This is a genomic window from Falsiphaeobacter marinintestinus (assembly GCF_007923355.1).
Lineage (GTDB): Bacteria > Pseudomonadota > Alphaproteobacteria > Rhodobacterales > Rhodobacteraceae > Phaeobacter_A > Phaeobacter_A marinintestinus.
In genome coordinates, this window is the sequence record NZ_VOGO01000008.1 from 93,630 (window position 1) to 114,144 (window position 20,515).

Here is a 20,515-nt window from a genome sequence, read left to right on the forward strand (position 1 = left end):
GGGGCGGGGTGCGCGGGCGTCCAGCATAGCGGAGGCGAGCTTTTCTCCCACTGAATTGGACTTAGGTATATGTCGTTTTGGCGGTATCCGGACGATTTGCGGCTTTGACCTGATCCATTCGCTGAACCATCTTGGATCCTGACCGCTGACACGAGGATTTCATGTACCGCGCCTTGCTTGCTTCCTTTGCCCTTCTGGTCTCGGCCATCTGGGTCGATGCGCGCGAGGCGAACCACTTGCAGGGGGCCACATCACCCTACCTGCTGCAGCACCTTTACAATCCGGTCGATTGGTACCCGTGGGGGCCCGAGGCGCTGAACAAGGCCCGCGTCGAAGGAAAACCGATCTTCGTGTCGGTCGGGTATTCTTCCTGCCACTGGTGCCATGTGATGGAGGATGAGAGCTTTGAGAACGACACCATCGCCGCCCTGCTGAACACGCATTTTGTCTCGATCAAGATCGACCGGGAAAGCCGCCCGGATCTGGACGAACAATTCATGGCCGTGACCCAGATCCTGACCGGCACAGGCGGCTGGCCAAATTCAGTGTTCCTGACGCCCGATGGCGATCCGTTTCATGCTGGCGGGTACTTTCCTCCCGATGTATTCTTGTCGGTGGTGACCCGGGTTCAGCAGGCCTGGGCGGAAAACCCCGGATTTGTCAGTGGCGAGGCCGCGCGGGTTTCACAAGCCTTCAGCGACTACCTCATGCGCAAGGCTGACGCTCGTGATGTGACTCCGAATGTCGTGGCACACGCCGTCGAAACCGTTCTGGCACAGATGGATCCCTTCAATGGCGGCTATGGAGTCGCTCCCAAGTTTCCGCGTGAACCTTTGTTTCTGTTCCTGCTGGATCAGGCCGCACGGCACGGTGAAGCACAGGTCTTGCAGGCCGTGACCGATCTGTTGGACGGTATGATTAAGGGCGGCATCCATGACCATGTCGGGGGTGGGTTTCACCGCTATTCCGTCGATCCCGAATGGCACGTCCCGCATTTCGAAAAGATGCTCTATACGCAGGCGCTGACCGGGCGGTTGTTGATCCGGGCCTGGGACATCACCGGGGCTCCGCGATACCGGCGCGCTGCCGAACGGTTGCTTGACTATACTCTGAAAGAGCTGCGCGACCCGGCGGGCGGATTTTATGTGGCGCAGGATGCCGACAGTCTGACCGATGCCGGGGACCGTGCGGAAGGCGCGTATTATATGTGGACGCCGAACGACCTGTTGGACCTTGGTGATGGCGCCAAATTGGTGAGCGACGTCTTTCAGGTCACGCCCGAAGGCGATCTGGACGGCGCGAATGTGCTGAACATGGCCGCTCTGCCGTCTGACCTTGCCGCCGAAACGGGGCAGGGGACCCGCGCATTCACGGATCAACTTGACGGGCTGCTGGCTGATATGCGCACCCTGCGAAACGCACGTCCGGCCCCGTTTCTGGATCGCAAAGTCGTGTTGTCGTGGAACGCTCTTATGATCGCGACGCTTGCTGAAGCAGGGTTTCTGCTTGACCGGCCCGACTATTATCAAGCGGCTGAACAGGCTGCGTTGTTCATCCTGAACCAAATGCAGACACCCAAAGGGCTGACCCGCGTGTGGATCGAAGGATCATCTGACATACCTGCCCAATTGCCAGATTATGCAGCGCTGGGCCTGGCCTTGATCGGTTTACACGATTTCGCGCCGGACAGGCCGTCGGCGGATCGCTGGCTTGCCCACGCAAAAACATCTGCGAAGATGATCGGGACCAGGTTCGGGCGCGCGGAAGACGGATACCGGATGACCAAAATTCCGGAGGGGATAAGCGCCTTCATTCAGATCGACGACGCCGAGATCCCGTCCGGTAACGCGATGGCCCTTGCTCTGTTTGCCCGGCTCACCAAACGCCTGCAGGCCCCGCTGATGGAACAAGACGGCTTTCGTCTGGCAGCGGCCCTGTCCGGGCTTGCCATCGACAATCCGGCACAGCGTGGTGCCGCGATACAGGCCATTCAAGAGCTTCAGACCGGTGAAACCGGACGCATTCGGTTTGCCGGATCTGGCGCGGTACGGGCGGTGCTGACGCAATCGTTCGGCAAAATCATCATCGATCTGTCAATCGCCGATGGGTGGCATATCAATGCGCACGACCCTTTCGAGGACTATCTGGTTGCGACAGAACTAACGGGGCAGGGCCTGCTGGCTGACACGACCGACTACCCCGCGCCAAAGATCAAATCCCTCGACTTCAGCACCGCACCACTCGCCCTTTACGAAGGCGATTTGCGACTTGAGGCGCAGGTTTCGCCCGGCACGGTGCAGCAGATCGGCCTGACCTTGCAGGCCTGCAGTGACAAGGTTTGCCTGCAACCGGAAACCCTGACCTTCACTCTGTGGCCAGCGGGTCAATAGCCCGAAGCATGGCGCGAACAGTGTGAAGCCATCCTAAGCAGACCCTGTTCCGACGACGACGCGCCCGCGTGTTTTCAGACTCTCATTCCTGCGCCATCAAGGGTGCTTAATACCGCAAAGGCGCCGTTTTCGGTGCGCTATGAGTCGCCCAAGAGTCGGATTTTGCGGATGTGCGCTGAAAGTTCCGTTTCCGACGGCTTGTTCTTCGTATAAGAGAACAGCAACACAGATAAAAAGCAGGCACATGTTTGATCAATCCGACTCTTCTGAGCTCCCGTCAGAAACGCGCGCCCCGACTGAATGGGTCAAGATTCTATCGAATTATCGCGAACCCAGTTCGCTGCGAAGCGCTTTCGAACTTGGCGTAACCGTTGGTCCGTTCCTTCTGTTGTGGTTTCTGGCGTGGTGGTCTTTGTCGGTCAGCTATTGGCTGACTTTGGTCATTTCCCTGTTCAACGCGGCGTTTCTGCTGCGGCTTTTTGCCATCCAGCACGACTGCGGACACGGCGCGTTTTTTAAAAACCGCACGGTCAGCGACTGGCTTGGGCGGGTGATCGGCGTGCTGACTCTGACACCCTATGACGTCTGGCGGCGTACCCATTCGATTCATCACAGCACCTCGGGGAATCTTGGGCGGCGCGGCATTGGGGATGTTCACACCAAGACGGTTGCAGAATACCAGGAACTGACAAGATTTGATCGCCTGATGTATCGGCTGTATCGCCACCCTGTGGTGTTGTTCGGCTTTGGGCCTGGATATCTGTTTTTCCTGCAGAACCGTTTGCCGTTTGGCTTGATGTCGGGACGCAAATACTGGGTCAGCGCCATGGGGACCAATGTCGCGATCCTGGCGGGGCTGGCGGTTATTCTGTATTTTGGTGGCCTGATGCCGATCCTGTTGATTTTCCTGCCCTCGACGCTTTTGGCCGCGACGGCCGGGATGTGGCTGTTTTATGTCCAACATCAGTTCGAAACTTCACATTGGGCGGAAGAGGAAGACTGGCAGTTGCAGGACGCTGCGTTGAACGGAAGCTCACACTATGTGTTGCCGTCGGTGCTGCAATGGCTGAGCGCCAATATCGGGATTCACCATGTGCACCATCTGTACAGCCGCATCCCGTTTTATCGCTTGCCTGAAGTGCTGCGCGATCATGTAGAACTCGCCGACACCAATCGCATGACGATCCGAGAAAGCCTTAGGTCAGCCCGATTGCATCTGTGGGACGAAAAAAGCCAACGATTGCTGTCGTTTGCGCAAGCCCGGGCTTGTTTTCGCTAGGCCCGAAAAAATCAGGTGAAGATGTGCAGTTGCACCACTTCACCCGCAAAAAGCGCACATCAGCCTGCCAAGCCACTCTCCTTCATGCTTTTTGCCAGATTGCTGGCCACAGCCGCGCGGCTTCTGTCGTGGATGCAGGCTTTACGTGAAAGACTGACCTGACCGGGGTAAAGTCCTGCCTACCGAAGGACGGCACGTTTGCCCCAAACCAAGCGCGCCGGGTCAGGCAAGGCTTGATCGCAAGCCTGTTTTCTGCGATGCAGTATGAGATGGTGATAGGTCGGAAAGTCCGGCCATCTGAAAAGGGAACACGGTGCGGGCTATGCCCAAAACCGCGACTGCCCCCGCAACTGTAAGCGGTGAGCGAACCTGAAGCAGACCACTGGGCCAAATGCGCTCGGGAAGGTTCAGGTAAGCGTTGATCCGCAAGTCAGGAGACCTGCCATCAGATGTCAACTCAACCCGGGCGGGGTGTCTCGGTAAAGGAGCAGTCCTGATGGCCATATGTGCCTTTGATCAAAGCTGTCCTATTCGGCCCCGCCATTCGCGCGGAGGGCGCTATGCTGATCGAACGAACTCTGAAACAACTCCAGATGTCTCCAACGACGCCCGAACGGGCGCAGGAACTGGGCCGCATGGGGTACATGCAATGGCTCAGCGGGCTGCCCGCTGATTCTGACTATGAAGGCGCGGCTGTGCGTGCCTATCTTCTGGCGATGGATTTTATCGACACCGACCCGGCCATCGCCGTGTTTTGCGATCTGATCCGCGAGTCGCTGAAGCGCCCGCTGCGGCCCCTGGATCTGAGCTTGCCCGAACCCCGCCGTCGCGGAGGTGCGCGCGAACGGCGCGCGGCCCGGTAAGCCGCGCAAGCTTTGTCAGGCTAATTCGGTCGCCCAACACGCAATCGCTTTCCAGTCGAGGGCCGGGCCGCTAGCGTGCCTGGATGACTGACGCTGACGATATACTGGACAGTCGGTATTCCTGGCTGCGCCTCTTGGTGACATTGGCCATCGCGACGGCGGCCAATGTAGGGATATGGGCCGTTGTTCTGGTGTTGCCTTCGATCGAGGCCGAGTTCGGCGCCGGGCGGGCCGAGGCATCGATGCCCTATACACTGACGATGATCGGGTTTGCGGTGGGCAACCTGCTGATCGGCCAGGTGGTTGATCGGTTCGGCGTAACGCGGGCCTTGTGGGGCGCGGTGGCGATGTCGGTTCTGGCTTATTGGCTGGCGACACTGGCGTGGGGGATCTGGTCCCTGTCGCTGGTGCATTTGCTGTTGGGGCTGGGCACTGCCGTTGGCTTTGGCCCCCTGATGGCCGATATTTCGCACTGGTTCATGCGGCGGCGCGGGATTGCCGTCGGGTTGGTGGCCAGCGGCAATTACCTGTCAGGTGCGATCTGGCCCACCCTGCTGGCGGATATGCTGGCCGACTCCAGCTGGCGCGAGGTCTATCTGACATTGGCGCTGATCACGGTGGTCGCGGTCATCCCATTGTCATTGTTGCTGCAGCGGCGGGTGCCGATTTCGGCGCAGAACAAGGCCGAGGCCGCGTCGTCCCTGAATGCGCGCAGCACCGGTTTGTCGCCGCGTGCTTTGATGATCCTGTTGGGGCTGGCCGGAATCGGATGCTGCGTGGCGATGTCGATGCCCCAGGTGCATATCGTCGCCTATTGCGTCGGTCTGGGCTATGGCCCCGCCGTGGGGGCCGAAATGCTGTCGCTGATGCTGTTGGGGGGCGTGGTCAGCCGGGTTCTGTCCGGGATGCTGGCGGACCGGTTGGGTGGTGTGAAGATCCTGTTGATCGGATCGGTCCTGCAATGCATCGCGCTGTTTTTGTACCTGCCCTATGACGGGATGGTACCGCTCTATGTGGTCAGCCTGGTCTTCGGTCTCAGTCAGGGGGGGATCGTGCCGTCTTATGCGCTGGTGGTGCGTGAATACATGCCCGCGCGCGAGGCAGGCGCGCGCGTCGGGTTCGTGATGATGCTGACGATTCTTGGGATGGCGCTGGGCGGCTGGATGTCAGGGTGGATCTATGACCTGACCGGCAGTTATTTCTGGGCCTTCCTGAACGGGATCGGCTGGAACCTTCTGAACATCTCGATCATCGTCATGTTGGCCATTCGGTCGCGCCCGGGACAACCAGGCACCGCGGTGGCGTAAGGGCTGGATCACGCGCGGCCAGCGCCCCGCCCACCCACCCGCGCAGTCCGCGCGTGATCAGGCAGCGCACGGAAGCTTAACCGGCTATGTGAGTTTCGCCCCGTTCGCGGGCCAGTCTGATCTGTTTCTGGCGTTCGCGGAACCGCATCTTGTCAGCCTCTGACGTCTCATCAATGCACTGATGGCACGACACCCCGTCTTCGAACTCGGGCCGCGCTTTGTCTTCGGGCAAGATTGGGCGGCGACACCCGTGACACAGCACATGCGGGCCTTCCTTCAGCCCGTGTCCGACGCTGACGCGGTTATCGAAAACAAAGCATTCGCCCTTCCATGTGCTGTCATCTTCAGGCGTTTCTTCCAGATACCGCAGGATCCCGCCTTTCAGGTGATAGACCTCGGGAATGCCTTGCCCCAACAGATAGTTGGTCGATTTTTCACAGCGGATGCCGCCGGTGCAAAACATGGCGATGCGCTTGTTGTGAAACCGTTCTTTGTTGTCTTCCCACCAGGCCGGGAAATCGCGGAACGTATCTGTCTGCGGGTCAACGGCGCCCTCAAACGTGCCAATGGCGACCTCGTAATCATTGCGAGTGTCGATCACGGCGACATCGGGCGACCGGATCAGGTCGTTCCAGTCTTGTGGATCGACATAATTGCCGACACGGGCGCGCGGATCGACGTCCGGCTGGCCCATCGTCACGATCTCTTTCTTCAGCCGCACTTTCATGCGGGGAAACGGTGCGCGATCGCTGGTGGCTTCTTTCCACTCCAGATCGGCACACCCCGGAAGCGCCCGAATATGGGCCAGCACGGCATCGATCCCGGCACGGGGGCCGGCAATCGTGCCATTGATCCCTTCATGGGCCAAAAGCAGCGTGCCTTTGACGTGCTGCGTCTGGCACAGCTCCTGCAAGGCCGGTTTCAGCGCGGCAGGATCGGGGAAACGGGTGAAGTGATAGAGCGCAGCAATGATGAACATGGCCGCGATTTACATCACCCGACCGGGCGGGGGCAAGGCAAAGCACCTATGACGTTGACGCAGAAATCGCCGCAGCTTACGCCTTGGGTCAGGAAAGAAGGAGCCCACCATGACCCATGCCCTGATCGTGATCGACGTGCAGAACGATTTTTGCCCCGGCGGCGCGCTGGCGGTTCCGGGCGGGGATGAGATCGTGGCGGGCGTCAACGCGATGATGCCTGATTTTGACGCCGTGATCCTGACGCAAGACTGGCACCCGGCCGGGCATTTCTCGTTCGCGTCGTCCCATGATGGCAAGGTGCCTTACGATCTGGTCGATATGCCCTATGGTCCGCAGGTGCTGTGGCCCGATCATTGTATTCAGGGAACGACGGGGGCTGCGTTTCATGCTGACCTACGCACCGATGCAGATCTGATCATCCGCAAAGGATTTCGAAACGACATCGACAGTTATTCGGCCTTCTTCGAGAACGACCACAAGACGCCTACGGGTCTTGAGGGGTATCTGCGTACACGCGGCATATCCCGGTTGACCATGGTTGGCCTTGCTACCGATTTTTGTGTTCATTACTCGGCGGTCGATGCCGCGAAACTGGGGTTCGAGGTGACGGTCAGGCTGGACGCATGCCGGGCAATTGATCTGGATGGATCGCTGGATGCGGCATTGGCGGCGATGAAAAGTGCCGGAGTGACGCTTGTCTGATCCCTGGTTTCGGATTGTTAACCCCTTTGCGCCTTAATGGCCCTGCAATGAAACTGTTCCGCAAGGCCTGACTATGGATCACCCGGCTTCTGCCGAAGTCGATTCGCTTGCCGCATTCGAGCGTCGCTTTAGCCGCCGCGGCCTGCTGGCGCGCTATGCGCGTGGTCGTTTAAAGCACTTCGCAAACCGCCAGGTCATGACGGCCGCCGGGGCGTTGGTGCTGTTTTTCGTGAACGGTCCCGCATATGGCCTCGCGGCTGTTGGCTTCGCCCTGTTGGGTGAAGCCATTGATTGCCTCTATTTGCGCAGCGCGGCCCGTCGCCTGCGTCAGGGGTCGGCGTATCGACAGATCTATGTGATCAGCACGGTCACGGCGACGTTTCAGGCCATGACAATTGCCATTTGTGTGGGGCTTTGCTGGTTCGGAACAAACAGTTCCGAGTCCTCGCTTTTTCCGGTGGCGTTTCTGGCCGGGGCCGCGATCAACGCCGGGTTGGTCCTGCCGTTTCATCCCGCCGCTGCCATTGCGCGGCTGCTGGTCTATTCCGCGATGCTGTTGATCATGTTCGGATCGATCTGGGTGGTAGATCACCGGTTGGCCTCGGCATCGGTGATGGATATCTGCGGCGCCCTGATCATGACCTATCTGGTCTATATGTTCCTTGGCTTCGTGATCCGTGGGTTCCGCGAGAATGTCAGCCGCACGATGGAACTGACCGCCAAGGGAAGGGAACTGGCAGCCCGCGAAAAAGAGGCGCGGCAACTGTCGCTTGTGGCGCGAAACGCCAATGACGCCGTTATTTTGTCGGACACCCAAGGGCGGATCACATGGGTCAATGATGCGTTCACGAATATCACCGGTTATCCCATGGACGAGGCGCTTGGCCAGCATCCCGGCGACCTGTTGAACGGCTCCGAAACCGACCCGGAGACTGTGAGAGACATCGCCCGTTCCGTGTCGCTTGGCGTACCCTACAGGGGCGAGATCCAGAATACCCGACGCGACGGGAGCCTGATCTGGATCGAAACCAACCTTGTCCCGGTGCTTGATGACAAAGGGACGCTTGAGATGATGGTCGCTGTCGAACGTGACGTGACCGACGCGCGCCGCCACGCTCAGGAAATGGCGGATGCCCGTCGCGCAGCCGAAGAAGGTGCACGTGAGAAAGCCGACTTTTTGGCGACCATGAGCCACGAAATCCGCACGCCGATGAATGGGGTGATCGGCATGGCCGACATGCTGGGCGGGACCGGTCTGACCGCCGAACAGACCCAATATGTCGACACCATCCGCAACTCGGCCGAAGCGTTGGTCAAAATCATCAACGACATTCTGGATATGTCCAAGCTGGACGCCAAGAAGATGACCCTGACCCTGGCCCCGTTCGATCTGCGGGCCTGCCTGCAAGAGGTTGCAGCCCTTCTGTCTACGCAAGCCCATAAAAAAGGGCTGACCATTACGCTGGACGGGCTTGATAGCCTGCCCGGTCAGGTCGTCGGCGACGAAGGTCGCTTGCGGCAGGTTCTGATCAACCTGATTGGAAATGCCGTCAAGTTCACCGATGTTGGCGGCGTGTCTGTACGGGTCCGCAATATGCCCGTGTCAGAGGGTTACCGCATCGAAATCGAGGTTGAAGATACTGGTGTGGGTATCGCCGAAGACCAGCTGAATGCCATTTTCGACAGCTTCGTGCAGGCCGACACGGCAACCACGCGCCGGTTCGGCGGAACCGGGCTGGGCCTGTCGATTTCGCGCAAGCTGATCGACGCCATGGCGGGCAAGATGGAGGTGCGGTCGACCGCCGGTGCCGGGTCCTGTTTCAGGTTTGCCGTGACCCTCGGACGAGCGGCTGAACAGGAACACGCTGACCCATCCAAGCCGGACAGCGGCGACCTTAACAGACTTCAGGGCCGGCGGATCCTTTTGGCAGAGGATAACCGGGTGAACCGGATGCTGATCGAAAAATACCTCGCCGATACGCCTGTCGAACTGCGCTTTGCCCATGACGGACAGGAAGCGGTGGACGAAACCTGCAACTGGCACCCCGATCTTATCTTGATGGACATGTCGATGCCGGTGATGAACGGCCTTCAGGCGACAGAATACATCCGGGCCCAAAGTGGGCCGCAACCCGTGATCGTTGCCCTGACCGCGAACGCTTTTGACCGCGACCGCGCGGCCTGTCTGGCGGCGGGAATGGAGGGTTTTCTGACCAAGCCGGTCCGCCGGTCCGACCTTCTGGCCAGCTTGATGCATCATTGCTCTCCGCCCCAGGGGGCAGACACAGGTTGATTTCGCTTGGCCCCGGTGCCCTGGTTGACGTATCACGCTTTGGCGCAACCGATGAGGTCGACCGTGGATATCGCAACCCGTGTGTACAATCACAAATGGAAGATCGATCCGATCGTCCGGTCCCTGATCGATACAGATTTCTATAAGCTGCTGATGTGTCAGTCGGTTTTTCACAACAAACCCGACACCACAGTCACCTTTTCGCTGATCAACCGGTCAACGCAGGTGCCGCTGGCCGATCTGATTGACGAAGGTGAATTGCGCGAACAGCTTGACCATATCCGGTCACTCAGCCTCAGCCGGGGCGAAAGCACATGGCTGCGCGGCAACACGTTTTATGGCAAACGCCAGATGTTTCAGTCCGACTTCATGGAGTGGTTCGAACAATTGCGTCTGCCGCCCTATTTCCTCGAACGCAAAGGTGACCAGTACGAACTGACGTTTGAGGGCAGCTGGCCCGAGGTCATGCTGTGGGAAATCCCTGCCCTTGCCGTTTTGATGGAACTGCGCGGGCGGGCAGTTTTGAACGATATGGGACGGTTTGAACTTCAGGTACTTTATGCGCGGGCCATGACGCGCCTGTGGGAAAAAATCGACCGTCTGCGGGATATCGATGGTCTTGGCATCGCCGATTTCGGCACCCGACGTCGCCATTCCTTTCTGTGGCAGGACTGGTGCGTGCAGGCGATGATGGAAGGCTTGGGTGACAAGTTTACCGGCACGTCCAACTGCAAGATCGCCATGCGCCGGGAGGTCGAGGCGATCGGTACCAACGCACATGAATTGCCGATGGTCTATTCAGCGCTGGCCGAAACCGATGAAGAGCTGGCGCAGGCCCCTTATGACGTGCTGTCCGACTGGCACCGTGACCACGACGGCAATTTGCGCATCATTCTGCCTGACACCTATGGCACTCAGGGGTTTCTGGATCATGCGCCAGACTGGCTGGCGGGGTGGACCGGTGTGCGGATTGATTCTGGCGATCCGGCAAAAGGCGCTGAAATCGCTATCGATTGGTGGAAATCGCGTGGCGAAGATCCGATGACCAAGCGCGTTATCTTTTCCGACGGGCTGGATGTCGACAAGATCGTTGAACTGCACGAACAGTTCAAGGGTCGCACAAACAGCTCATTTGGCTGGGGCACCTTGCTGACCAACGATTTCCGGGGCCTGGTACCCGGCGACAGGCTGGCGCCGTTCAGCCTTGTCTGCAAGGCGGTCAGCGCCAATGGACGCCCCACGGTCAAGCTGTCGGACAACCCCGAAAAGGCGATGGGCCCGGCAAGCGAGATCGAACGCTATAAGCGGGTTTTCGGTGTCGGTGATCAGGAACGTATCGAAGTCGTCGTCTGACGTCTGATCCGCCGTTCACGCCAGATCACCATCAGCCCGCCGCCGACAATCAGCAGCGCGCCGGGGAACAGGTCTGACACCGGTGCTTCGTCGAAAAACATCCAGCCAAAGAAAAACGCCATCGGGATGCCGAAATAGTTGAACGGTGCAATGTTGCTTTGTTCCGTCATCCGGAAAGAGATCACCAACAACAGCGTCGCGGTGCCGCCGAAACCACCCATCGCCATGATCCAGCCCAATTGGCCCAGATCGAGGATCGGCGAAAACCCTCCAAGCACCATAGCCAGAACGAACGCGGCCACAGCCGCTGTTGCCGAGGTGTAAAGGTTGATCAGCGGCGATGGCGCATCGGCGTCGAACCAGCGCGCCAGTACCCCGACCAGCGCATATCCAAACGCTGCGCCCAACGGGGCAAGCGAATAGATCGAAAAGCTGTCTGCGCCCGGTTTCATGATCATCATCACGCCCAGAAACCCGATCAGCACTGCGATCCAGCGTATTGCGCCGACCCGTTCGCCCAGCAACGGGATTGCCAGGGCCGTCATGAAAAGGGAATTGGCGTAAGTGATCGTGGTTGCGGTCGCAAAAGCGATGTTTGCCAGCGAGATGTAATATAGGAACTGCGCGCAGGCGACGCAAAAGCCGCGAAATCCGGCCAACTTCCACTGTCGCAAACGCCAGATCCGGCCCCGCTCGTGCCACCCCGATGACGTGACCAGAACGACAAGGCTGGGGATCAGGCCGAACAGGTTTCGATAGGCTGACAGCTCGGCCGCGGAATAGAACGGCGACAGGTGTTTGATGACCAATCCCATCGCGGCAAACAAGGCCAACGCCAGCAAAGACAGGCTGATGGCCAGCGCCGCGCGGTCCGGCCTGTCGTCATCCATGCCGTGCGGCGACGGTCTTCAGTTGAGAAAACCCATACAGCGCCTCGAACCCTTTTTCCCGGCCATGTCCCGATTTACCGACTCCGCCAAAGGGCAGTTCAACCCCGCCGCCTGCGCCATAGTTGTTCAGAAACACCTGCCCGGCCCGCAGTCGCTTTGCCAGTCGCATCTGGCGCGCGCCATCGCGGGTCCAGACCGATGCAACCAGCCCATAGTCGGTGTTGTTGGCGATCTGCACGGCCTCGTCCTCGGTATCGAACGGGATGATCACCTGAACCGGGCCAAAGATCTCGTCCCGGGCCAACACATGCTCGGGCGGGACGTCCGCGAACAGCGTCGGCAGGACATAGGCCCCGGTATCGGGCGCACTGTCTGACAGAACACCCTGCGCTGCCATGTTCAGATCTGCCCCTTTGTCGAGAAAACCGGTGACGATCTCTTTCTGGCGGGCCGAGATCAGCGGACCGACCCGCAGATCCTGCATCGCGGGGCCGACAGTCAGGTCGCCGTAAGCTTTGGCCATCTTGTCCCGGACTATGTCATAGACGCCGCGCTGCACCAGAATCCGGGACGAGGCCGAACAGGTCTGGCCAGCGTTCTGACAGCCAGCGTTCACCAGAAACGGTAGGGCATCGTCCAGATCGGCATCGTCAAACACCAATTGCGGGGATTTCCCGCCAAGCTCCAGCGTCACCGGCACCACGTTTTTTGCGGCGGCCGCCTGCACCAAAGCGCCGGTGGGCACCGACCCGGTGAAACTGATGTGGTTGATGCCAGGATGCGATGACAAAGCGGCCCCGGCCTCGGCCCCCGAACCCGGCACCACATTCAGCGCGCCATCGGGCAAACCAGCCTCGCGCGCCAGATGGGCAAAGGCCAGCGCGGTCAGACAGGCCTCTTCGGCTGGTTTCAGGACGCAGGCATTGCCCATCACCAAAGCCGCGCCAACAGACCGCCCGATGATCTGCATCGGGTAATTCCACGGCACGATGTGGCCGGTGACCCCATGCGGTTCGCGCAGCGTATAGACCGTATAGCCATCCAGATAGGGGATGGTGTCGCCCATCACCTTATCCGCCGCGCCGCCGTAGAATTCGCAATAGCGGGCCAATGCAATGGCATCGTTGCGGGCTTGGGTCAGCGGTTTGCCGACATCCATCGCTTCCAGCACAGCCAGATCTTCGACGCGGTCCAGCACCAGCTGACCCAGCCGGGTCAAGATGCGACCCCGCTCAAATGCGGGCATCCGGCCCCAGTCGCTGTCCAGCGCCGCCTGGGCCGCAGAAACAGCAGCGTCGATGTCATCCTTGCTGCCCCGTGCAATCCGGCAAATGCCCGACCCGTCGGACGGATCGGTCAGGGGCAGGGTGGCGCCAGAGACCGCAGGCCGCCATTCGGCTCCGACAAGGCAAAGTTCAGGGTCAAACCAGAGGGCAGAAACCGTGTCAGACATGATCGGCAATCCTTTTGACGAAGTCGCGTAGCAGTTGGAAATACAGGTCGGGTGTATCGAATTGCGGCACGTGGCCAGCGCTTTCAAGGCAATGATAGGTCAACGGGGTGGCGTTCGCCAAACTATCGACGATCACTGCGGCAAACGCATCCGGCATGACCGGATCGCGGTCGCCCGAAACCACCATGGCCGGGCTGGTCACGCGGGCCAGATCATTGCGAAAATCAAACCGGCCCATTTCGTTCGCCGGGCCGTTGAAATGCAACGCCACCGGGTCTTTCTTGATGATCCGTGCCCAGAACGCCGGGTCTGGTTCTGTAACGCCATAATGCGGCAGACAGATCTGCGCATAGGCAGCCCGGCTTTGCGACGTGGGCGCCCCCCAATAGGTACGGGCCGCTTTGCCTGCTTCTGCACCGCCGATCCGTTCAAACGCCGCATACATGGTCTCAAAATCGACTTTCGCGGCCGTGTTGGACAAGATCAAGCCGCCAAGCCGTTCGGGATATCGCGTGGCAAACGCCTGCGCGACAAAGCCGCCGAAACTGGCCCCGAAAATGATCGGACGGACGATGTCCAGTTGATCGCACAGCGCCGCGATGTCATCGGCCCATTGCGCAAGGGTCCAAAGCGCGGGATCGCCATCATCGGACCGCCCGTTGCCGCGATGGTCCAGGTACAGGATCTGGCACAAGTCCGACAGATGTGCGCCATAGCCCGGTTTATAGATCGAATGATCTGCCCCCGGCCCGCCATGCAGAACGATCAGTGTCGGTTTTTCGCGCATTTCAGACCCGTCCGGCACCAATCCTGCGCCTTCGAAGTCCACGAACAGACGCACGCCGTTGACTTTGATCCTCATGCGCTTGCTCCTTTCTGGGTAACGGACGGCAGCACCGGGGCGGCGGCGATCAGGCTTTGGGTGTAAGGGTGATGAGGAGCGGAAAACACCGCTTCCGTCGCGCCCTGTTCCACGATCTCGCCCGCTTTCATCACCAGAACCCGGTCGGTCACGGTTCGCACCACGCTCAGGTCATGTGAAATGAACAGATAGGTCAGTTGATACGCCCGGCACAGATCGGCCAGCAGGTCCAGAATTTGCGCGCGGACTGAGACATCCAGCGCGCTTACGGCCTCATCAAACAGGATCAGTTTTGGCTTGATGATCAGGGCCCGCGCGATAGCGATGCGCTGGCGCTGCCCTCCTGAAAACTCGTGAATGTACTTGGCCGCGTCACCCGGGTTCAGGCCAACCGCAGTCAGCGCCTCGCCAATCGCCTGTTCGCGCGCCGGTCCGGTCGGGGGCGCGTCAAGCAGGTGAAACGGTTCGGTGATCAGCCGATCGACCTTGTGGCGGGGGTTGAAGCTGCCGAACGGGTCCTGAAACACCACCTGCATCTTTCGCCGCACGTCCAGATTGGGTCGATGCCCGGCAAACACCGGTTCGCCATCCAGCAGGATCTCACCGCCCTGCAAAGGCTCCAGCCCAAGAATCGCGCGCGTCAGGGTCGATTTCCCGCAGCCGGATTCGCCGACCAGCCCCAGACGTTCGCCCCGGTTCAGAGTGAAACTGACCTGTTTGACCGCCCGGTGATGACCTTGAGGCTGAAACAGCCCTGTCCGGGGCACCCGGTAATCGCGAATGGCGTCGCGAACCTCTAACAGCGGCTGTGGCGCGGGAGGGGCGGGCAGTTGCACCTGATGGCCGGATGCTTCGAACAGCATTCGCGTATAAGGGTGCTGCATGTTGGCAAACAAATCGCTGGTCGGCCCGGTTTCGACAACCTCGCCGTGGCGCATGACCACGATCCGGTTGGCCATGTCCGACACCACGGCCAGATCATGGGTGATCATCAACAGACCCATGTCGAATTCGCGCACCAACCCCTTGAGCAACTCAAGGATCTGCGCCTGTGTCGTCACATCCAGCGCCGTGGTCGGTTCATCCGCGATCAGCAGCTTGGGGCGCAACGCGATGGCCATGGCGATGACAACGCGCTGACGCTGCCCGCCGCTCAGCTCATGCGGATATCGCGACAACGGGAATTGGTCAGCGGGCAAGCCAACACGATCCAGCACGTCGCGGGCACGGGTTTCAGCCTCGGGCCGGGGCATGGCTTTGTGGATCAGGATGGTTTCCATCACCTGATCGCCGATGGTTTTGACTGGGTTCAGCGCCGTCATCGGTTCTTGAAAAACCATACCAATCTGACGTCCGCGAACGCCACACATGGTGTCTTCGTCCAACGCCAGAAGGTCGGTCCCGTCCAGCCGGATTTGTCCGGATACATGTGCGAGGTTCGGCAGCAACTGCATGACGGAAAACGCTGTCATCGACTTGCCCGACCCGCTTTCCCCGGTGACGGCCACAATTTCACCCGGCGCAATCGACAGGCTCACGTCCATCAGGATCGCAACACCGCCAATCGACAGGGACAGGTGATTGATCTCAAGCAGGGTCATGCGCGCCGCACCCTCAGCCTTGGGTCCAGCCAGTCGCGCAACCCGTCCCCCATCAGGTTCAGCCCCAGCACGGTCAGGATGATCGCAAAGCCGGGGATCAGCGCCAGATGTGGAGCAAAGCTGACCATGGTTTGCGCATCGGCCAGCATCCGGCCCCAGCTGGGCGTAGGAGGCTGCGCGCCAAGTCCGACATAAGACAGACCTGCCTCGGCCAGAATACCAAGGCTGAACTGGATGGTGCCCTGCACGATCAGCAGGTTCGCGACGTTGGGCAGGATGTGTTCGTAAGAAATCCGGGTCGAGGATTTGCCTGCAACCCGCGCGGCCATGATGAACTCCCGCTCCCACAACGATAGCGCGCCGCCCCGCGTGATGCGGGCGAAAACCGGGATGTTGAAGATGCCGATGGCGATGATCGCGTTGCCCGCCCCGGCTCCGAACACTGCGGTGATCAGGATCGCAATAATCAGCGAGGGAAAGGCAAACACCAGATCGTTGCCGCGCATGATCAGCTCGTCCAGCCACGATCCCTTGCGCGCGGCCGCCGCCAGCCCCAAAGGCACGCCCAACCCCATACCGATCCCGACGGCCAGCAATGCTACGGCCAGCGAGGTACGCGCGCCGACCATGATCATGCTGAACATGTCGCGCCCGAAGTGATCTGTCCCGAACCAATGCTGCGCATTCGGGATCTGCAGCTTGTCGGGGATGTTCATCGCGGCGTGGTCATACGGCGTCCAGACAAACGATATCAGCGCCGCGAGCAGCACCAGCGATGACAGGATGCCGCCAAGGATCAGATTGCGCCTCATGTCCGTGACCTCAGACGCGGGTCGACAGCGGCATAGGCCAGATCGACAAGGAAGTTCACCGTGATCACGGCAAAGACCAGCAGCATCACCACCGATTCCACCACGATCAGGTCGCGGGATGAAATCGCCTGAAACACCAGCCGCCCCAGCCCCGGCAGATAAAACACCTGCTCGATGATGATCGCCCCGGCCAGCAGAAACGAAAACTGCAAGCCAATGATGGTCAGCACCGGGATCAGCGCATTGCGCAGCCCGTGCCGCCACAACGTCTGGCGTCGTGTCAGACCCTTGGCGCGGGCGGTGCGCATGAAGTCTTCGCCCAGAATATCCAACAGGGCCGAGCGCATGACGCGCGCCAGAATCGCGGCCTGCGGCAGTGCCAGAGCAATGGCGGGCAGGGTCAGCGAATGCAGCCCGGTCAACAGCCCGTCCTCCCATCCCGCAAAGCCGCCAGCGCCAAACCAGCGCAGGTTGATGGCAAAAATCAGCACCAGCATCATCGCGAACCAGAAATTCGGGATCGCCACGCCCAATTGGGTTGCGCCCATCACTGCCACATCGCCAGCCTGACCCCGCCGTGCAGCGGCATAGATTCCGGCCGGAAACGCGATCAAAGTCGACAGCGTCAGCGCATATAAGGCCAGTGGCAGAGACACCCACAAGCGGACCGCGATCATCTGAGATACAGGCGTGCGATAGGTGTACGACGTGCCGAAATCGCCCTGCAACATGCCGGTGACCCAGGCCAGATAGCGATCGGTCTTGGACACATCCAGGCCCAGTTCAGCCCTCAGCGCGGCAACCGTATCGGGCTGCGCGTTCATCCCCAGCATGTATGACGCCGGATCGCCCGGCGCGACCTCAATCACAAGGAAGATCACCAGACTGGCGACGGCCAGGCTGATCAGCAGCGATAACAGACGTTTCAGAGAATACCGTAGCATTGGCCGCACGTTAGGAGCGCGCTTGCGCGTGGTCCAGCCCCTACTGACGCAACAGGTATTGCCAAATCCCGAATGCAACGATGCCCATATACCCGATCGGATACACCCATCTGAACAGATACCAGTCCAGTGTGATGGCCACATCCTCGCGGCCGTTGGCCTTCAGGCGGCTCAGAAACACGTTGAAAACAACGAGCAACCCGGTCACCACGAACATCCATTGCAGGATGAAATCAAGGAACGTCAGATAGCCCAGTTTTGGCAGTTCGTCCGAAATCACCCAGTTGAACGCGACAAATACCAGCAGGTTCGCCCCGGCCACTTCTGCCCGTTTTCTGTACCCGTCCAGAAAGAACACCGACCACGACACCGCCACCAGCACGAGCAAGGGCAGAAAGATCCGTGTCAGATAGTATTGCGTATGCCTGCGACCTTCGAATTTCAGCGCAGCCTTGGGACTGGGTTGACCGCTCAGCCCGCGGGCCTCTGAGATCACCATTTCCGGATTGTACAAAATCCATTCTTCTTCGCCCAGCAAGCTGCCCAGACCAGACATGTCATTGTCGGGCTTGAATTGAACGACGGTGTCGGGGAAATGCGAAACGATCTCGTAAAAGAACACCTGGCGGTCAAACGGGTAGCGCGTGAAATTGAAATAAGGTGCCTGCAGCGTCACCGAAGACTTTTCAAGATACCGGGTTTGGCCATCCGGGTTGATCACCACAAGTTCATTCTGAATCCATCGATTGCCTTGCTGGTTGTGGATCGAAAAGCTGGGCACGATCGACCCGCTCTCGCGGGCCAAGTCGACATAAGCATCGACATCCAGAACCATGAGGTCTCCGCCAGCCTCGGCGGGGTCAAATGCCAGTTTCGGGTCGGCCCATTCCATGCGTATGGTTGCCACCGCACCATAGTTTTCGGATTTCTGGTCGACCGCAGTGATTTGTTCCAGCTCGATCGCGACGTTCACGATCATCGGAGTGTCCGGGATGGTGATGGCCCCGCGAAGATTGGCGTTGTCAAATCCTTGCGCACTGGCGACCGTTGATCCGGCGAGGGCCACAAACAGCCACGCTAAAACACGAAAATACAATCTTTGCATGATGTCCCTAGTCCGGCAGAATTATTTTTGCGCAGGCAGACGAATCCCACACCGCGAATGTCGATCGCACAGGACGCCCCACAAAACCTGCGAAGCGTCCTGTTTTGGTTCATTTTCTCGTCACTTGTCCCAGCTTACAGCCGTCAGATCGGTGGCTTGCGTCGGCGCGTTGGTCCACAGACCCTGCACACCGGCCTTGGCAACGCTCAGCGCGGCCAGCTGGAACAGGTACCCGTTCACATAATCATTTGCGATGGTCGTCTGGGCCTCTTTCAGCAGCGCGGTCCGCTGGTCTGGGTCGGTGGTCGCGGTCAGCGTGGTCATCAGCTCCTGAAAGGCCGGGTTGTCATACTGGAAATAGTATTCTGGCCGGGCGTAGATGCCGATATCCATCGGTTCGGTATGGCTGACGATGGTCAGGCCGAAATTCTTGCCCCGGAACACGGTTTCAAGCCACTGGGCCCATTCAACGTTGATAATCTCGGCCTTGATACCAACCTGTGCGAGCTGCGCTGCGATAATCTCACCGCCGCGTCGGGCATAAGACGGCGGCGGCAGGTGCAACGTCGTCTCGAACCCATCGGCAAGTCCGGCCTCGGCCAGCAGCTTTTTCGACATCTCGGGGTCAAAGGCCGAATTGCCGGTCAGATCGACATAGGCCGGATTGTGCGGCGCGAAATGCGTACCAATCGGGGTTCCATAGCCGAACATCGCACCGTCGATGATTGCCTGGCGGTCAATCGCATGCGCCACGGCCTGACGCACCTTCACGTTGTCAAACGGCGCCTGTTTGTTGTTGGCCGACAGGATGGTTTCGCCTTCGGTTGATCCGACAAGCACCTGAAATCGCGGATCAGCTTCGAATTGCGGCAGGTTTTCCGGGGCCGGAAAGCCCGAGAAAACATCCACATCTTCGGCCATCACGGCGGCAAAGGCGGCCGTTGGGTCGCTGATGAACTTGAACGTCGCCTTGTCCAGAATGGCCGGCGTACCCCAGTAATCGGGATTCTTTTCGATCACGATCTTGTCGCCCGCCGACCATTCGACAAACTTGAATGCCCCCGTGCCGACAGGCTTTTGCTTGATGTCGTCAATGCTGTCCGGTGCAACGATCACTGCATCGCCCCAGGCCATGTTGAACAAAAAGCTGCCATTCGGCTTATCGAGTGTGACCTTGACCGTCAGCGGATCGACGACCATCACATCGGTGATTCCTGCAAACAGCGCCTTTTGCGCGTTCACGCTGTCTTCGGCGCGCGCCCGGTCCAGTGTGAACTTGACGTCCGCCGCGTCCATGACCGTGCCGTCATGGAACGTCACGCCATCCTGCAAATGGAAGGTATAGGTCAGGCCGTCTTCGGAAATGTCCCAGGTTTTGGCCAGCCCGGGCACGACCGAACCGTCGCCCATGAACCGCGTCAAACCCTCGAACACGTTGGAATACAGCACAGAATCGATGGCGCCTGCTGCGGCGCTTGTCGGGTCCAGATGCGGAGGCTCCAACTGCATGGCCACGATGATGTCGTCCTGCGCCAGCGCCTGACCAGCGATCATGCTGGCGCAGATCGCGAGGGCCGGGCCGACTCTGCGGCGGGTTTGGAGATGCGTCATGGATAACTCCCTATCCTGAGTTCCGGTCGATTCCGGCAAGTGTCTGTTTGGGAGTGTTTCTGGAATACCC

The 20,515-nt window shown here is 59.7% G+C and carries 16 protein-coding genes and 1 riboswitch; of the genes, 7 read left to right on the forward strand and 9 right to left on the reverse strand.

Features of this window, described 5'->3' with window-relative positions:
* The first annotated feature begins 161 nt into the window (after positions 1-161).
* The 4 genes from FOY56_RS17060 to FOY56_RS17075 all read left to right on the forward strand — a co-directional run bounded on the left by FOY56_RS17060 (position 162) and on the right by FOY56_RS17075 (position 5,839).
* A complete protein-coding gene (locus FOY56_RS17060) occupies positions 162-2,390 on the forward strand; it encodes a DUF255 domain-containing protein (RefSeq protein WP_146347082.1) in 2,229 nt (742 codons plus the stop codon).
* Between the two features lie 244 nt (positions 2,391-2,634).
* Complete coding sequence (locus tag FOY56_RS17065; RefSeq protein ID WP_146347083.1) at positions 2,635-3,669, forward strand: fatty acid desaturase; 1,035 nt, start codon at positions 2,635-2,637, stop codon at positions 3,667-3,669.
* 253 nt (positions 3,670-3,922) lie between these two features.
* A riboswitch (cobalamin riboswitch) is annotated at positions 3,923-4,130 on the forward strand.
* Between the two features lie 99 nt (positions 4,131-4,229).
* Positions 4,230-4,532 (forward strand): hypothetical protein, encoded by a 303-nt coding sequence (locus tag FOY56_RS17070; RefSeq protein ID WP_146347084.1) that lies wholly within the window; start codon positions 4,230-4,232, stop codon positions 4,530-4,532.
* Between the two features lie 83 nt (positions 4,533-4,615).
* The gene (locus FOY56_RS17075; protein ID WP_146347085.1) at positions 4,616-5,839 is read left to right on the forward strand and encodes an MFS transporter; all 1,224 of its coding nucleotides are present in this window, start codon (positions 4,616-4,618) and stop codon (positions 5,837-5,839) included.
* 76 nt (positions 5,840-5,915) lie between these two features.
* On the opposite strand, the gene trhO is transcribed toward FOY56_RS17075, so the two are convergent.
* The gene (trhO, locus tag FOY56_RS17080; protein WP_146347086.1) at positions 5,916-6,818 is read right to left on the reverse strand and encodes an oxygen-dependent tRNA uridine(34) hydroxylase TrhO; all 903 of its coding nucleotides are present in this window, start codon (positions 6,816-6,818) and stop codon (positions 5,916-5,918) included.
* A gap of 109 nt (positions 6,819-6,927) precedes the next feature.
* On the opposite strand from trhO, the gene pncA reads away from it, so the two are divergent.
* The 3 genes from pncA to pncB all read left to right on the forward strand — a co-directional run bounded on the left by pncA (position 6,928) and on the right by pncB (position 11,167).
* A complete protein-coding gene (gene pncA / locus FOY56_RS17085; RefSeq protein ID WP_146347087.1) occupies positions 6,928-7,521 on the forward strand; it encodes a bifunctional nicotinamidase/pyrazinamidase in 594 nt (197 codons plus the stop codon).
* A gap of 73 nt (positions 7,522-7,594) precedes the next feature.
* The gene (locus FOY56_RS17090; protein WP_146347088.1) at positions 7,595-9,814 is read left to right on the forward strand and encodes an ATP-binding protein; all 2,220 of its coding nucleotides are present in this window, start codon (positions 7,595-7,597) and stop codon (positions 9,812-9,814) included.
* A 63-nt stretch (positions 9,815-9,877) separates the two neighbouring features.
* Positions 9,878-11,167 carry a nicotinate phosphoribosyltransferase gene (gene pncB, locus FOY56_RS17095; RefSeq protein ID WP_146347089.1) on the forward strand — a complete coding sequence of 430 codons (1,290 nt, stop codon included), beginning with the start codon at positions 9,878-9,880 and terminating at the stop codon, positions 11,165-11,167.
* Here pncB and FOY56_RS17100 read toward each other — a convergent pair.
* The 8 genes from FOY56_RS17100 to FOY56_RS17135 form a co-directional block, all read right to left on the reverse strand.
* Positions 11,140-12,057 carry a DMT family transporter gene (locus FOY56_RS17100; protein WP_146347090.1) on the reverse strand — a complete coding sequence of 306 codons (918 nt, stop codon included), beginning with the start codon at positions 12,055-12,057 and terminating at the stop codon, positions 11,140-11,142. The two genes, pncB and FOY56_RS17100, sit on opposite strands and share 28 nt — an antisense overlap.
* A complete protein-coding gene (locus FOY56_RS17105; protein WP_146347091.1) occupies positions 12,050-13,510 on the reverse strand; it encodes an aldehyde dehydrogenase family protein in 1,461 nt (486 codons plus the stop codon). Before FOY56_RS17105 ends, FOY56_RS17100 begins: the two co-directional genes overlap by 8 nt.
* Positions 13,503-14,372, reverse strand: a complete 870-nt coding sequence (locus tag FOY56_RS17110; RefSeq protein ID WP_146347092.1) for an alpha/beta fold hydrolase — start codon at positions 14,370-14,372, stop codon at positions 13,503-13,505. Before FOY56_RS17110 ends, FOY56_RS17105 begins: the two co-directional genes overlap by 8 nt.
* Positions 14,369-15,973 carry an ABC transporter ATP-binding protein gene (locus tag FOY56_RS17115; RefSeq protein WP_146347093.1) on the reverse strand — a complete coding sequence of 535 codons (1,605 nt, stop codon included), beginning with the start codon at positions 15,971-15,973 and terminating at the stop codon, positions 14,369-14,371. Before FOY56_RS17115 ends, FOY56_RS17110 begins: the two co-directional genes overlap by 4 nt.
* On the reverse strand, positions 15,970-16,785 hold the full coding sequence (locus tag FOY56_RS17120; RefSeq protein WP_146347094.1) for an ABC transporter permease: 816 nt from the start codon (positions 16,783-16,785) through the stop codon (positions 15,970-15,972). The genes FOY56_RS17115 and FOY56_RS17120 overlap by 4 nt, the downstream gene beginning before the upstream one ends.
* Complete coding sequence (locus FOY56_RS17125; protein WP_146347095.1) at positions 16,782-17,729, reverse strand: ABC transporter permease; 948 nt, start codon at positions 17,727-17,729, stop codon at positions 16,782-16,784. Before FOY56_RS17125 ends, FOY56_RS17120 begins: the two co-directional genes overlap by 4 nt.
* Positions 17,730-17,769: 40 nt before the next feature.
* Positions 17,770-18,834: a ligand-gated ion channel gene (locus FOY56_RS17130; protein WP_146347096.1), complete on the reverse strand. Its 1,065-nt coding sequence runs from the start codon at positions 18,832-18,834 to the stop codon at positions 17,770-17,772.
* A gap of 120 nt (positions 18,835-18,954) precedes the next feature.
* On the reverse strand, positions 18,955-20,445 hold the full coding sequence (locus FOY56_RS17135; RefSeq protein ID WP_146347097.1) for an ABC transporter substrate-binding protein: 1,491 nt from the start codon (positions 20,443-20,445) through the stop codon (positions 18,955-18,957).
* Between the last annotated feature and the right edge of the window lie 70 nt (positions 20,446-20,515).

Excerpts from the sequence above, each read along its gene's own strand:
- FOY56_RS17100 (WP_146347090.1), bottom strand. The coding sequence starts at position 12,057 with ATGGATGACGACAGGCCGGACCGCGCGGCGCTGGCCATCAGCCTGTCT.
- FOY56_RS17090 (WP_146347088.1), top strand. The coding sequence starts at position 7,595 with ATGGATCACCCGGCTTCTGCCGAAGTCGATTCGCTTGCCGCATTCGAG.
- FOY56_RS17070 (WP_146347084.1), top strand. The coding sequence starts at position 4,230 with ATGCTGATCGAACGAACTCTGAAACAACTCCAGATGTCTCCAACGACG.
- FOY56_RS17060 (WP_146347082.1), top strand. The coding sequence starts at position 162 with ATGTACCGCGCCTTGCTTGCTTCCTTTGCCCTTCTGGTCTCGGCCATC.
- FOY56_RS17125 (WP_146347095.1), bottom strand. The coding sequence starts at position 17,729 with ATGCTACGGTATTCTCTGAAACGTCTGTTATCGCTGCTGATCAGCCTG.
- FOY56_RS17135 (WP_146347097.1), bottom strand. The coding sequence starts at position 20,445 with ATGACGCATCTCCAAACCCGCCGCAGAGTCGGCCCGGCCCTCGCGATC.
- trhO (WP_146347086.1), bottom strand. The coding sequence starts at position 6,818 with ATGTTCATCATTGCTGCGCTCTATCACTTCACCCGTTTCCCCGATCCT.
- FOY56_RS17120 (WP_146347094.1), bottom strand. The coding sequence starts at position 16,785 with ATGAGGCGCAATCTGATCCTTGGCGGCATCCTGTCATCGCTGGTGCTG.
- FOY56_RS17065 (WP_146347083.1), top strand. The coding sequence starts at position 2,635 with ATGTTTGATCAATCCGACTCTTCTGAGCTCCCGTCAGAAACGCGCGCC.
- pncA (WP_146347087.1), top strand. The coding sequence starts at position 6,928 with ATGACCCATGCCCTGATCGTGATCGACGTGCAGAACGATTTTTGCCCC.
- FOY56_RS17075 (WP_146347085.1), top strand. The coding sequence starts at position 4,616 with ATGACTGACGCTGACGATATACTGGACAGTCGGTATTCCTGGCTGCGC.
- FOY56_RS17105 (WP_146347091.1), bottom strand. The coding sequence starts at position 13,510 with ATGTCTGACACGGTTTCTGCCCTCTGGTTTGACCCTGAACTTTGCCTT.
- FOY56_RS17115 (WP_146347093.1), bottom strand. The coding sequence starts at position 15,973 with ATGACCCTGCTTGAGATCAATCACCTGTCCCTGTCGATTGGCGGTGTT.
- FOY56_RS17130 (WP_146347096.1), bottom strand. The coding sequence starts at position 18,834 with ATGCAAAGATTGTATTTTCGTGTTTTAGCGTGGCTGTTTGTGGCCCTC.
- FOY56_RS17110 (WP_146347092.1), bottom strand. The coding sequence starts at position 14,372 with ATGAGGATCAAAGTCAACGGCGTGCGTCTGTTCGTGGACTTCGAAGGC.